This is a genomic window from Dryocola baronae (assembly GCF_051297175.1).
In the GTDB taxonomy this organism is placed as follows: Bacteria; Pseudomonadota; Gammaproteobacteria; order Enterobacterales; family Enterobacteriaceae; genus Dryocola.
The window spans coordinates 2,282,992-2,295,531 of the sequence record NZ_JBINNY010000001.1 but is presented as its reverse complement, the minus strand read 5'-3'; the positions used below and the strand labels follow the sequence as shown (position 1 = coordinate 2,295,531).

The following is a 12,540-nucleotide window of genomic DNA, read 5'->3' as shown; positions in this document are numbered from 1 at the left end:
TCCTGAAGATCTTCTTATCCCTGGAGGGGCTGGCCCCTCCCTTTTCTTCTTCAGTGTAGAGATATTGGGATGAAGATAATTTCAGTTAACTCTGATTATGCAGCGGGTTGGCGGGATAAATCGCACCCAGCACGCTCGCCTCTGACGCCCCCGTCACGGAGGGCAGATTGCCCGGCAGGCCGGACATGGTGCGGTACGCAAGCCAGGCAAACGCCAGCGCTTCCATGTCGTCGCCGCTGATGCCCGCCTCGTCGGTAGTGCTGACCTCGATACCCGGCAGCAGGCCCGCCAGACGCGCCATAAGCAGCGGATTGCGGCTTCCGCCACCGCAGACCATCAGGCGCTCACAGCCGCCGCTTAACAGCACCTGCTCGGCGATAGTGACGGCGGTCAGCTCGGTCAAGGTGGCCTGGATATCTTCGCTGGCAAGCCCTGGGAACGCCCCGAGCTGGCGTTCAAGCCAGCCGTAGTTGAAGTATTCGCGCCCGGTGCTTTTCGGTGCCGGTGCCGCAAAATAAGGATCGCTCAGCATCTGCTGGAGAAGCGGCAGGATAACCTTGCCGCTGTTCGCCCACTCGGCGTCTTTGTCGTAGGGCTTACCCTTCTGTCGCCAGATCCAGGCGTCCATCAGCATATTGCCGGGGCCGGTGTCGTAACCCTTTACCGCATGACCCGGAATAAGCAGCGAGAGATTCGCGATGCCGCCGATATTTAACACCATCCGACGTTCGGTGGGATGCGCGAGGAGCGCGTGGTGGAATGCGGGCACAAGCGGCGCGCCCTGCCCGCCAAGCGCCATATCCCGACGGCGGAAATCACCCACTACGGTAACGCCCGTCAGCGCAACGATCTGGTTATTATCGCCAATCTGCAGGGTGTGCGCCGCCTCGCCCTGCGGTTCATGCCACACCGTCTGCCCGTGGCAGCCAATGGCCATGACGTCGGCGCGGGTTAAGCCTTGGCTCGCCATCAGGGTTTGCACCGCCTGCGCAAAGAGTTTACCCAGCCGGTTATCAAGCTGGCCAAGCTGAGAGAGCGTCAGCTGCTGCCCCTGACAAATCCCGAGAATAGCGTTCTTTAACTCAAGCGGAATGGGATGGCTGTAGCTGGCAAGCTGGACGACCAGATGCTCATCAATGGCCGCTAAAACAACATCTATGCCATCGAGGCTGGTGCCCGACATCACGCCGATATAACGTCCAGATTTCATCTACTACTCCTGTAAGCCACGCCGATTGGGCTAAATAGTGCACCATAAACTAACATTCAATACGATGATTTATTAATACTTTTTAACAACATCGCGCCCTTGCGCAGATTTCATTTGCAGGCGGCCTCTTATGCGAGAGCCGTTTAACCTCGGTTAAGAACGGCTCTTTTATTCTTTTTACATCAAGCGTGCTGAACTAATATGAAACTTCGCACCTAAATACCATATAATTTACCCATGAAGGATGCTCGATTGGGCGTTTCCAGATGAACAGGAGATTCATAAATGATTTCACGTGTACTGGTTGTATCGTTGGTTGGCTTGTCTTTGGCTGGTTGTGTTAACGACAGCTCGCTGTCCGGTGACGTCTACAAGGCTTCTGATGCCAAGCAGGTGCAGAGCGTAACTTACGGCACCGTGGTCCACGTACGTCCGGTCCAGATCCAGGGCGGTGATGACTCAAACGTCATTGGTGCCATCGGCGGTGCGGTACTTGGCGGCTTCCTGGGTAACACCGTCGGCGGCGGCACCGGTCGTTCACTGGCAACCGCTGCGGGTGCCGTAGCGGGTGGCGTTGCGGGCCAGGGCGTTCAGGGTGCGGTTAACAAAAGCCAGGGCGTTGAGCTGGAAATCCGTAAAGACGACGGTAACAGCATCATGGTTGTGCAGAAACAGGGCGCGACCAAATTCGCTGCAGGCCAGCGCGTTGCGATTGCCGGCAGCGGTAACCAGCTGACCGTTTCCCCGCGTTAATCCATTGAATGTTTAAAAGGCCTGCTTAGCAGGCCTTTTTTATGTCTCCAACACCGACGTGGCAATCTTAAAAAACTTCACCGTGAAGTGAAGTTTTTGACGATCCGCGCCAACGCTTAGCCCTTGGTCTGCAGATCGATAATATTCTGCTCGAGGCGGCTAATCAGGTTGATCAACTGGCTCAGCTCTTCAGAACTGATGCCAGATAAGATTTCCCCACGCGTGTGATTGATGACGTTTTCCATCTCGGTAATGATTGGCGTGGCGCGATCGGTAAGCTTGATTCGCTTCGCCCGGCGGTCGTTCGCGCAGGTTTGGCGCGATATCAACCCTTTCTCTTCCAGTTGGTCGAGCGTTCTGACCAGTGAAGGTTGCTCGATGCCAATCGCTTTGGCCAACTGAATCTGTGACTGATCGGGCGGCAGCTGATGGATATTATGCAGCGTAACCCAGTGTGTCTGCGTCAATTCAAGAGGTTTCAGGCGATGGTCAATCAGAGCACGCCAAATGCGCACCAAGCGGGCCAGATCTGATCCTAATGGCGATTCCAATTTCATCTCCTTATAATTAGCTTGCTAACTTATTATACTGATTTTAGACTATTGTGCAGGCTTTAATTTTTAAAAACAAATCCCTTACTTTTGCTGATGTTATGCAACCAGCTACACTTTCATATTACAACTTAGTCAGGGGAAACGGCAGTCATCCCCGATATTTAAAGGATTATCCGACGTGAGCTTCGCATTTACCGCATCCGGTCTACCCGTCCAGGATCTGATAGTAGGCGCCTCCATCTACTTCCCCCCTCTGTTTAAAGCGGTGATGATAGGCTTTTTCATCTGGCTCGTTCTACACCGTCTTTTGCGGGACTGGATGTATTCGGGCGAGATATGGCACCCCACTCTTATGGATCTCTCGCTGTTTGCCCTGTCGGTAAGCGCGGCTCTTGTCATTCTGGTTGTATGGTAACAACATGAATTTTAAAACTTTAAAGTATTTTTCTACCCTGCTGGTCTTCGCGGTAGCGCTCGTTGTTGGCTGGCTACTTTGGAATTATTACATGCAATCCCCCTGGACGCGAGACGGGAAGGTCCGCGCGGAGCAGGTCAGCATAACCCCACAGGTGTCGGGAACCATTACAAAACTCAACGTTTTCGATAACCAGTTTGTGAAAGCGGGCACCGTTTTGTTTACCATCGACGCCACCCCCTACCACATTGCCGAGCTGAATGCCCAGGCACAGCTGGCGCAGGCACAGTCAGAATTAGCAAAGGCCAGCAACGAGGCCAATCGTCGCCATAATCTGCCGCGCAACTACATTTCAGCCGAAGACATGGACACGGCGAATATCAATGTCAAAGCCTCGCAGGCCGCCGTCAAAGCCGCCCAGGCCACGCTCGAACAGGCGCAGTGGCAAATCAGCCAGACCACGGTAAAAGCCCCGGTCGACGGCTGGGTGACCAACCTCTCTACCCGCACCGGCAATTACGCGACCACCGGGCAGCCCGTCTTCGCGCTGGTCGACAGCGATTCGTTCTATGTCGTCGGCTATTTCGAAGAAACCAAGCTGCGCCACATTCAGCCAGGCAACGTCGCCAACATCGTACTCTATAGCGGGCACCAGCCGCTCTCCGGCAGGGTCGAAAGCATCGGGCGCGCCATATACGATCAGAGCATCGAAAGCGAAAGCGACCTGGTTCCCGATATTAAGCCCAACGTGCCGTGGGTGCGCCTCGCGCAGCGGGTGCCGGTACGCATCAAGCTGGACAGCATTCCGCAGGGCGTGACGCTGGTTTCCGGCACCACCTGCACCGTCACCATTCAGCACTGAGCCGAAGATGAAACTGAGCTGGCTTGAATGGCACAACTCGCCGTGGGGTAAGGCAACCGCCGGACAGTGGCGCTACGCCCTGCGCAACGCCATCGCGATGTGCCTGGCGCTGACTTTCGCCTATTGTCTGAATCTCGATGAGCCTTACTGGGCGATGACTTCCGCCGCGGTAGTGAGCTTTCCTACCGTCGGCGGCGTGGTCAGTAAAAGCCTCGGACGCATCGTCGGCAGCTTTATTGGCGCTACCGCTGCGCTGATTATCGCGGGGAATACGCTTAACGACCCGTGGCTCTTTCTGCTGACGATGGCCGCCTGGCTTGCGCTCTGTACCTGGGTTTCCAGCCATTTCCAGAATAACGTCGCCTATGCGTTTATGCTGGCCGGGTACACGGCGGCAATTATCGCATTTCCGATGATCAATACCGTCGAATCCACCGAGCTGTGGGACATCGCCCAGGCGCGCGTTTGTGAAGTGGTCGTCGGCATTCTGTGTGGCGGATTTATGATGATGGTGCTGCCGAGCACCTCGGACGGCACCACCCTGCTGACCGCGCTGAGAAACATGCACGCCCGCCTGCTGGAGCACGCAAGCCTGCTCTGGAAGGCTGAAACCACCGATGCCATTCGCACCGCGCACGAAGGCGTTATCGGCCAGATCCTGACCATGAACCTGCTGCGCATTCAGGCATTCTGGAGCCACTACCGCTTTCGTCGCCAGAATAACCTGCTGAACTACCTTCTCCACCAGCAGTTGCGCCTCACGAGCGTGATTTCAGGCCTGCGCCGCATGCTGCTCAACTGGCCGAATCCACCGGAGCACCTTTGGCCCCTGCTCGACGCGCTGCTTAAAGAGCTGGCGCGCCCGGAAACCCATAAGTACAGCGTGGCTCGCCTGCTACAGCAAATCGCGCCAACCGATCCGAACGACTATCGCCACCAGGCGTTTTGGCACCGGCTGCGCTACTTCTGCTGGCTATATCTCGACAGCAGCCGCTGGCTGCGCGAGCTGGAAAACGCCACGCCGGTTTCTGTCTTAACGCCGCCGAAAACGCCGTCGCTGGCGCGCCACACGGATAACGCTGAAGCGATGTGGAGCGCGCTGCGCACCTTCTGCGTGATTACCGTCACCGGCGCGTGGGGCATCGGCACCCAGTGGGATGCGGCGGGCGGTGCCCTTACGCTCGCGGCGATTAGCTGCGTGCTGTACTCCTCGGTCGCCTCGCCGCTCGGTTCGCTGACCCTGCTGATGCGCACCCTGCTGTGGCTGTCGCTGTTCAGCTTCCTGGTGAAGTTCGGCCTGATGGTGCAGATAACCGACCTGTGGCAGTTCCTGCTGTTCCTCTTCCCGCTGCTCGCCACCCTGCAGCTGATGAAGCTGCAGCAGCCGAAGCTTGCCGGGCTGTGGGGCCAGCTAATCGTGTTTATGGGCTCGTTCATCGCGGTAACCAATCCGCCAGTTTATGACTTTGCGGATTTCCTCAACGATAACCTCGCGAAGGTGATCGGCGTCGGGCTGTCGTGGGTGGCCTTTTCCGTGCTGCGCCCAAGCTCCGACACCCGCAAGAGCCGCCGCCATATTCGCTCCCTGCGACGCGGCTTCGTCGACCAGCTGAGCCGCAGGCCGCAGCGCAACGAAAACCAGTTTGAGTCGCTGGTTTATCACCACATCAGCCAGCTGAGTAACAGTAAGGATGAAACGGCGCGGCGCTGGCTGCTGCGCTGGGGCGTGGTGCTGCTGAACTGCTCGCACGTGGTGTGGCAGCTGCGCGGCTGGGAATCGCGCTCAGACCCGTTGTCCAACGTGCGCGATGTTTGCATTCATACCCTGCGGGACGTGATGAGTGAACGAGGGGTGCAGCAGAGGCCGCTTGGGGAAGCGCTACGTGAACTACAGAGGATCTGCGACAGCCTGTCGCATCACCCTAACCCGGCCGCGCGCGACCTGGCGGGGATAATCTGGCGTTTGTACTGCTCGCTGTCGCAGCTGGAGCAGGCGCCGCCGGTCGGTACGCTGACGGGCGGCAGCTGAATCAGTGAATCACACCGCAGGCGTAGCGTGCTCCGCCGCCGCCGAGCGGTTTAGGACTGTCGGACATATTATCGCCGTCAACGTGAATCATCAGCGCCTTACCCTTTACGTCAGCCAGTTTTTTAAGCCGCGGCGCCGTAACGGGTTCGGTTGCCTTACCGTCATTATTGACCACCAGCACAGGCAGATCGCCAAGGTGGCCTATGCCTTCAGGCCCAAGATGTTTGCCGGTATGTTCAGGGTCGAGATGGCCGCCCGCCGCTTCCGCCGCAGAAGGTTTACCGTCTTTTAAGGCTGGTTCGCAGGTACCTTTGGCGTGAACGTGGAATCCGTGTTCACCCGGCGGGAGCGTGCGCAGATCAGGAACAAACTCAAGGCCCTTGTCGGTTTCATTGATGGTGACCGCGCCAACGGGGTCGCCAATACCCTTCGGGGTGACGAGATTCAATTCTACTTTTTCGCTTGCCGCATGCGCCGCAGAACAGACGACAAGCGCGAGTAAAGCCAGGCTAAAACGCTTCATGTTACCTCCCGGGTTGTTTTTTCGCCTGTTAAGCATAGGCCACGGGCGCAGTTTTCACCGGGAGGCGACGGTTTTTCAGAATTAAGGCACGTCGTATCCCAGCGCCGCTTTGCGAATGCGGAACCACTGCTGGCGGCTCATCTCCAGCGACAGAGAGTGAATCGCCGAGCGCACGCGTTCAATTTTACCGGAGCCGATAATCGGCAGCGGCTTCGACGGCAGGCGCATCACCCACGCGTACACTACCTGCTCGATGGTCTGCGCGCCCATTTCATCGGCCACGGCCTGCAGCTCGTCGCGCAGCGGCTGGTAGGCCTCATCGTTAAACAGGCTGCCGCCGCCGAGGCAGGACCAGGCCATCGGGCGGATGCGCAGCTGCTGGCACTGATCCAGCGTGCCGTCGAGAATGGTGGGCTGATGCACCGGTGAAATCTCAACCTGGTTCGTGGCGAGCGTAAACGGCAGGCGTGACTGCAACAGCGCGAACTGCGCGGGCGTGAAGTTGGAAACGCCGAAATGGCGCACCTTGCCGCTCTGATGCAGCGCGGTGAAGGCTTCCGCCACCTCGTCCGCGTCCATCAAAGGATCGGGGCGGTGAATAAGCAGCAAATCCAGATAATCCGTCGCCAGCTTTTGCAGCGAGGCTTCAGCGCTGCTGACGATGTGGCTGCGGTCGGTAATGTAGTGACCCAGGGCGTGGTCGGGATTCGCCGTGGTGGCGATGCCGCATTTTGTGACGATCTCCATTTTCTGGCGTAAATGCGGCGCCAGGCGCATCGCGTCACCGAAGGCCGCTTCGCAGGCGTAGCCACCATAGATATCGGCATGATCGGCGGTCGTAATGCCAAGCTCAACGTGCTCTTCAATGAAGCTCGCGAGCTGGCGCGGCGACATGTTCCACTCCATCAAACGCCAGTAGCCCATCACCAGACGTGAAAACTCCGGACCCTGCGGGGAAATCGTAATGCGCTGTACCATAAAAGCATGACCTCAATAAGGGAAAAATCTGCGACGGAGTATAACGGGGTTGGATGATTAAAAAAGTGAGGGTTGCTGCGGTTCTTCAGGTGAAGATGCTTTGTTTGCGCGTAACTTACGCAGAAGGCGCTGGCGGCACAGGCGCAGAACGTCCTGCTTTTGGGTATCGCTCATCTTCTGCCAGTTAAACCGCTCGTCCCGGCTGCGCATGCAGCCACGGCAGAAGCCGCGTTCATCCGACTGGCAGATGCCGCGACACGGGCTTTGAATTGGAAAAAACTCTAGCTGCTCTGCCACTCGCGTCCCCCGTTACCCATACTTCTGTAAGTGAAGTCGCACATACGCCTGGACGCAAGTGGCAATAGTCTATTTTTGTCGCACAGGTTTTTGGAAAAATAGTGATAACCATGAATAAATTAAGGTTCACCTAATCTTCCCGCGCCATCATGTGCCCAATCTCAATATTCAGCTTTGGCAGTCATGGAATTCATTAAAAAGTTACAGTGTAACGACTCGAAGTTTAATCTTTGCTGTGCGCTCTTTTTCACCTTAATCAACTCGCTGTTTATTCGCCGTAGCTGGCAGATTATTGCCCCCGACTCGCTGCACGGCTGGCTGTTTGCCGTGACGGTACCGGTGGTGCTTTTCTGCGGCTGGTTGGCTATTTTTAGCGTTATCAATCTTCCGTGGCTGCGTAAGCCGCTGCTGGTGCTGCTAGTGCTGGGCTGCGCCGCAAGCAATTACTTTATGTTCACCTACGGCGCCGTCATCGATAAAAGCATGATGGTCAACGTGTTTGAAACCGACTCGCAGGAGGCCGTGGCGCTCGTTACGCCGCAACTGCTGATGTGGCTGGCGCTTGCGGGGCTAATCCCGGCGCTGATCCTTGCGGCTATCAAAATCAAACCCGCCCGCTGGTGGCATACCCTGCTCACGCGCCTGGTCAGCGTGCTGGCCGCGCTGCTGGTGATTATTCTCGTCGCCTCGGTGTTCTATAAGGATTACGCCTCGCTGTTCCGCAACAACAAGGGCGTGGTGAAAATGGTGACGCCGGCCAACTACATCAGCGCGATTAGCCGCTACAGCAAAGAGCGCTGGTTCGCGGGCGATCAAACGCTGATCAAAATAGGCGAAGATGCCCATAAAGGCCCGGTCATCGGCCAGCAGAAGAAGAAAACGGTGGTGATTCTGGTGGTGGGCGAGGCGTCCCGCGCGGAAAACTATTCTCTAGGCGGCTACGCTCGCGAAACCAACCCTGAAATGAACAAACAGGGCGTTATCTACTTTCCGAAAGCAACGTCATGCGGCACGGAAACCGCCGTTTCAGTTCCCTGCATGTTCTCCGGGATGCCGCGCAGCAGGTACGATGCGGATTTAGCCCGCCACCAGGAAGGCCTGATGGACGTCTTGGCCCACGCGGGGGTCAACCTCCTGTGGCGCGATAACGACGGCGGCTGCAAGGGAGCCTGTAACCGCATCCCGCACACCGATATGACCCAGTGGAAGCTGGACAGCCTGTGCAAAAGCCAGTCCTGCCTTGACGACGCGCTTCTGCACCGCCTCGACAACGTGCTGGACGGCGTGCAGCAGGATTCGGTTATCGTGCTGCACCTGATGGGCAGCCACGGGCCTGCCTATTACCAGCGTTATCCGGATAAATTCCGCAAATTTACGCCAACCTGCGACAGCAACCAGATTCAGGACTGCGATCGCCAGGCGCTGATTAACACCTACGATAATACGATCCTGTATACCGATGACGTGGTGAGCCGCACTATCGATAAGCTCAAGGCGCGCGATGGTAAATTCAACACCGCGCTGGTGTACCTCTCTGACCACGGCGAATCGCTGGGCGAAAGCGGTATTTACCTGCACGGCACGCCCTACATGCTCGCGCCCTCGCAGCAGACGCACATCCCGTTCCTGTTCTGGCTGTCAAAGGACTACCAGCAAAATTATGCCGTCAACCAGGACTGTCTGGCGAAGAAAGCGGTCAGCAGCGACGTTTCGCAGGATAATATCTTCTCAACGATGCTCGGCATGATGAATATAAAAACATCTGTATATCAATCAAATATGGATATTCTTGCCAGCTGTCGCAAAGCGTAACGGGCAGGCGACCGATAAAAAAACGGTCGCCGCGCCTTGCACTAGACTGATTGGTCTATTACAGTGAACGCCATGAACAGAAACCCAGCCCATGACACTCGCGAACATCTTCTTGCCACCGGCGAGCAGCTTTGCCTGCTACGCGGTTTTGTGGGCATGGGGTTAAGCGAACTGTTGCGCACCGCCGAAGTGCCGAAAGGCTCCTTCTACCACTACTTCCGCTCGAAAGAGGCGTTTGGCGTGGTGATGCTGGAGCGCTATTACGAAGGCTACAACCAGCGTTTGCAGCAGCATTTCTGCCAGGGGCCGGGCAACTACCGTGAGAAACTGCTCGGCTGGTATCAGGAGGCGCTGACCTATTTTTGCCAGCACAGCCGCCTGATTAGCTGCCTAACGGTCAAGCTTTCTGCTGAGGTCTGCGATCTGTCCGAAGATATGCGCGGCGCGCTGGACAACGGCGCGGCGCAGATCATTAAGCAGCTGGCCAACGCGCTGGAGAAAGGCCAGGCGGAAAAGAGCCTGTCGATTGACGGCGACGCGCTAAGCCTTGCGCAAACTATTTATGCTCTGTGGCTGGGTGCCAGCCTGCAGGCGAAGATTTCACGCAGCGCGGTGCCGCTGGAAAGCGCCTTTATCTACGTGAATCGTTTGATTGCGGAGCCTGTCTCCTGACGGGCTCTTTTTATTTACCCACTTACTAGACGACCGGTCTACTCAAGGATACGCCATGTCAGCAGACAAACTGTTTACCCCACTCAAGGTGGGTGCGATTACCACGCCAAACCGTATTTTCATGGCTCCGCTGACGCGTTTGCGCAGCATCGTACCGGGTGACATCCCTACCCCACTGATGGCCGAATACTACCGCCAGCGCGCAAGCTCCGGCCTTATCATCAGCGAAGCCACGCAGATTTCCGCTCAGGCAAAAGGCTATGAAGGCGCGCCTGGCCTGCACAGCCCGGAACAAATCGAAGCGTGGAAGAAAATCACCGCGGGCGTACACGCTGAAAAAGGCCGTATCGCCGTTCAGCTATGGCACACCGGACGTATCTCCCACTCCAGCATTCAGCCGAACGGCGAAGCGCCAGTCGCACCGTCCGCCATTTCGGCGGGTACCCGTACCTCGCTGCGTGACGAAAATGGCAACGCGATCCGCGTCGACACCTCAATGCCGCGCGCGCTGGATATCGAAGAGATCCCCGGCATCGTGAACGATTTCCGTCAGGCCGTGGGTAACGCTCGCGACGCGGGCTTCGACCTCGTTGAGCTGCACTCCGCGCACGGCTACCTGCTGCACCAGTTCCTGTCGCCAACCTCTAACCATCGTACCGACGAATACGGCGGCAGCCGCGAAAACCGCGCACGCCTGGTGCTGGAAGTGGTTGATGCGGTGAGCAAAGAGTGGAGCGCTGATCGCATCGGCATTCGCGTGTCGCCAATCGGCACCTTCCAGAACGTCGATAACGGCCCGGACGAAGAAGCGGACGCGCTGTATCTGATTGAAGAGCTGAGCAAGCGCGGCATCGCCTACCTGCACATGTCTGAACCAGACTGGGCCGGCGGCCAGCCGTATACCGAAGCGTTCCGCCAGAAAGTGCGCGATCGCTTCAGCGGCGTGATTGTTGGTGCCGGTGCGTACACGCCGGAAAAAGCCGAAGACCTGATCGTTAAAGGCCTGATTGATGCCGTAGCCTTTGGCCGCGATTACATCGCCAACCCGGATCTCGTCGAACGCCTGCATCGAAAAGCAGAGCTGAACCCGCAGCGCCCGGAATCATTCTACGGCGGCGGCGCGGAAGGCTACACGGATTACCCAACTTTATAACCCTTCCATTGATAGCGGCGCGCAAACGCCGCTATACTTACCTCACATTTTAAGAACGTTTTCTCGTGATAAACGTTTAATTCTAAGAGGAATTTATGCGCTTACTTCATACCATGCTGCGCGTTGGCGACCTGCAACGCTCCATCGATTTTTACACCAAAGTGCTGGGCATGACCCTGCTGCGCACCAGTGAAAACACCGAGTACAAATACTCGCTCGCTTTCGTCGGCTACGGCCCGGAAACCGAAGAAGCGGTTATCGAGCTGACCTACAACTGGGGCGTAGACAGCTACGATCTCGGCACCGCTTACGGGCACATCGCGCTCGCCGTGGATAACGCTGCAGAAGCCTGCGAACGCATCCGTAAAAGCGGCGGCAACATCACCCGTGAAGCTGGCCCGGTTAAAGGCGGCAGCACGGTCATCGCCTTCGTTGAAGATCCGGACGGTTACAAAATCGAACTGATTGAAAGCAAAGATGCAGGTCTTGGCCTGGGTAACTAATACCCTGTTAACGGGCGCGGACTGCGCCCGTTGCTGCAACCCCTTCTGAAATTTGCCATAATGCGCGCTGCAATTTCCCAGTACTTAAGAGATCCTGATGTCTGACAACACGCAATTGAATGGCCTGTGCGACCGTTTCCGTGGCTTTTATCCGGTAGTGATTGACGTTGAAACCGCCGGGTTTAACGCCAAAACCGACGCGTTACTGGAAGTTGCCGCCATCACCTTAAAAATGGATGCGGACGGCTGGCTAATGCCTGACGAAACCCTGCATTTCCACGTCGAGCCTTTTGAAGGGTCTATCCTCCAGCCCGAAGCGCTGGCCTTCAACGGTATCGACCCGCACAACCCCTTGCGTGGTGCCGTCAGCGAATACGAAGCCCTGCACGCCATCTTCAAAATGGTGCGTAAAGGCATTAAGGATACCGGCTGTAACCGGGCGATTATGGTGGCGCACAACGCGACGTTCGATCACGGTTTCATGATGGCGGCGGCAGAACGCGCCTCGCTCAAGCGCAACCCCTTCCACCCGTTTGTGACCTTCGATACCGCTGCACTTAGCGGCCTGGCGCTTGGCCAGACCGTGCTGGCAAAAGCCTGCATCGCGGCGGGCATGCCGTTTGACAGCAGCCAGGCGCACTCCGCGCTGTACGATACAGAGCAAACCGCCCTCTTATTCTGCGAAATCGTCAACCGCTGGAAGCGTCTTGGCGGCTGGCCGATGCCGTCGATGGGCGAGCAGGCCGATTCAGAAGAGTAATATTCCTGTCGGGTAGCGC

At 57.1% G+C, this 12,540-nt stretch carries 14 protein-coding genes; 9 read left to right on the top strand and 5 right to left on the bottom strand.

The window, feature by feature from the left end; all coding sequences use genetic code 11:
• Nucleotides 1-85: 85 nt before the first annotated feature.
• Nucleotides 86-1,210, bottom strand: coding sequence for an anhydro-N-acetylmuramic acid kinase (gene anmK, locus ACSPHG_RS10825; RefSeq protein WP_435953463.1), 1,125 nt, complete (start codon nucleotides 1,208-1,210; stop codon nucleotides 86-88).
• A gap of 285 nt (nucleotides 1,211-1,495) precedes the next feature.
• On the opposite strand from anmK, the gene slyB reads away from it, so the two are divergent.
• Complete coding sequence (gene slyB / locus ACSPHG_RS10820) at nucleotides 1,496-1,963, top strand: outer membrane lipoprotein SlyB (RefSeq protein WP_435953462.1); 468 nt, start codon at nucleotides 1,496-1,498, stop codon at nucleotides 1,961-1,963.
• 116 nt (nucleotides 1,964-2,079) lie between these two features.
• Here slyB and slyA read toward each other — a convergent pair whose 3' ends face one another.
• A complete protein-coding gene (slyA, locus tag ACSPHG_RS10815) occupies nucleotides 2,080-2,520 on the bottom strand; it encodes a transcriptional regulator SlyA (RefSeq protein ID WP_435953461.1) in 441 nt (146 codons plus the stop codon).
• A 175-nt stretch (nucleotides 2,521-2,695) separates the two neighbouring features.
• Between slyA and ACSPHG_RS10810 the strand changes: the two genes are divergently transcribed.
• Genes ACSPHG_RS10810 through ACSPHG_RS10800 form a run of 3 tightly spaced genes read left to right on the top strand, consistent with a single transcriptional unit; the run spans nucleotide 2,696 to nucleotide 5,823 of the window.
• A complete protein-coding gene (locus ACSPHG_RS10810; RefSeq protein ID WP_435953460.1) occupies nucleotides 2,696-2,932 on the top strand; it encodes a DUF1656 domain-containing protein in 237 nt (78 codons plus the stop codon).
• A gap of 4 nt (nucleotides 2,933-2,936) precedes the next feature.
• The gene (locus ACSPHG_RS10805) at nucleotides 2,937-3,794 is read left to right on the top strand and encodes an efflux RND transporter periplasmic adaptor subunit (RefSeq protein ID WP_435953459.1); all 858 of its coding nucleotides are present in this window, start codon (nucleotides 2,937-2,939) and stop codon (nucleotides 3,792-3,794) included.
• A 7-nt stretch (nucleotides 3,795-3,801) separates the two neighbouring features.
• A complete protein-coding gene (locus tag ACSPHG_RS10800) occupies nucleotides 3,802-5,823 on the top strand; it encodes an FUSC family protein (protein ID WP_435953457.1) in 2,022 nt (673 codons plus the stop codon).
• A gap of 1 nt (nucleotide 5,824) precedes the next feature.
• On the opposite strand, the gene sodC is transcribed toward ACSPHG_RS10800, so the two are convergent.
• The 3 genes from sodC to ACSPHG_RS10785 form a co-directional block, all read right to left on the bottom strand.
• Nucleotides 5,825-6,346: a superoxide dismutase [Cu-Zn] SodC gene (gene sodC / locus ACSPHG_RS10795; RefSeq protein WP_435953456.1), complete on the bottom strand. Its 522-nt coding sequence runs from the start codon at nucleotides 6,344-6,346 to the stop codon at nucleotides 5,825-5,827.
• 81 nt (nucleotides 6,347-6,427) lie between these two features.
• Nucleotides 6,428-7,324: an aldo/keto reductase gene (locus tag ACSPHG_RS10790; protein WP_435953455.1), complete on the bottom strand. Its 897-nt coding sequence runs from the start codon at nucleotides 7,322-7,324 to the stop codon at nucleotides 6,428-6,430.
• A 57-nt stretch (nucleotides 7,325-7,381) separates the two neighbouring features.
• Complete coding sequence (locus ACSPHG_RS10785; RefSeq protein ID WP_435953454.1) at nucleotides 7,382-7,621, bottom strand: DUF1289 domain-containing protein; 240 nt, start codon at nucleotides 7,619-7,621, stop codon at nucleotides 7,382-7,384.
• A 183-nt stretch (nucleotides 7,622-7,804) separates the two neighbouring features.
• On the opposite strand from ACSPHG_RS10785, the gene eptA reads away from it, so the two are divergent.
• The 5 genes from eptA to rnt all read left to right on the top strand — a co-directional run bounded on the left by eptA (nucleotide 7,805) and on the right by rnt (nucleotide 12,521).
• Nucleotides 7,805-9,433 (top strand): phosphoethanolamine transferase EptA, encoded by a 1,629-nt coding sequence (gene eptA / locus ACSPHG_RS10780; RefSeq protein ID WP_435953453.1) that lies wholly within the window; start codon nucleotides 7,805-7,807, stop codon nucleotides 9,431-9,433.
• Nucleotides 9,434-9,505: 72 nt separating this feature from the next.
• Nucleotides 9,506-10,105, top strand: a complete 600-nt coding sequence (locus tag ACSPHG_RS10775; protein ID WP_435953452.1) for a TetR/AcrR family transcriptional regulator — start codon at nucleotides 9,506-9,508, stop codon at nucleotides 10,103-10,105.
• Nucleotides 10,106-10,160: 55 nt separating this feature from the next.
• Entirely contained in the window at nucleotides 10,161-11,258 is a 1,098-nt protein-coding gene (locus ACSPHG_RS10770) for an alkene reductase (protein WP_435953451.1), read from the top strand.
• A gap of 95 nt (nucleotides 11,259-11,353) precedes the next feature.
• Nucleotides 11,354-11,761 carry a lactoylglutathione lyase gene (gene gloA, locus ACSPHG_RS10765; RefSeq protein WP_435953450.1) on the top strand — a complete coding sequence of 136 codons (408 nt, stop codon included), beginning with the start codon at nucleotides 11,354-11,356 and terminating at the stop codon, nucleotides 11,759-11,761.
• A gap of 97 nt (nucleotides 11,762-11,858) precedes the next feature.
• Nucleotides 11,859-12,521: a ribonuclease T gene (gene rnt, locus ACSPHG_RS10760; protein WP_435953449.1), complete on the top strand. Its 663-nt coding sequence runs from the start codon at nucleotides 11,859-11,861 to the stop codon at nucleotides 12,519-12,521.
• Nucleotides 12,522-12,540: the final 19 nt, after the last annotated feature.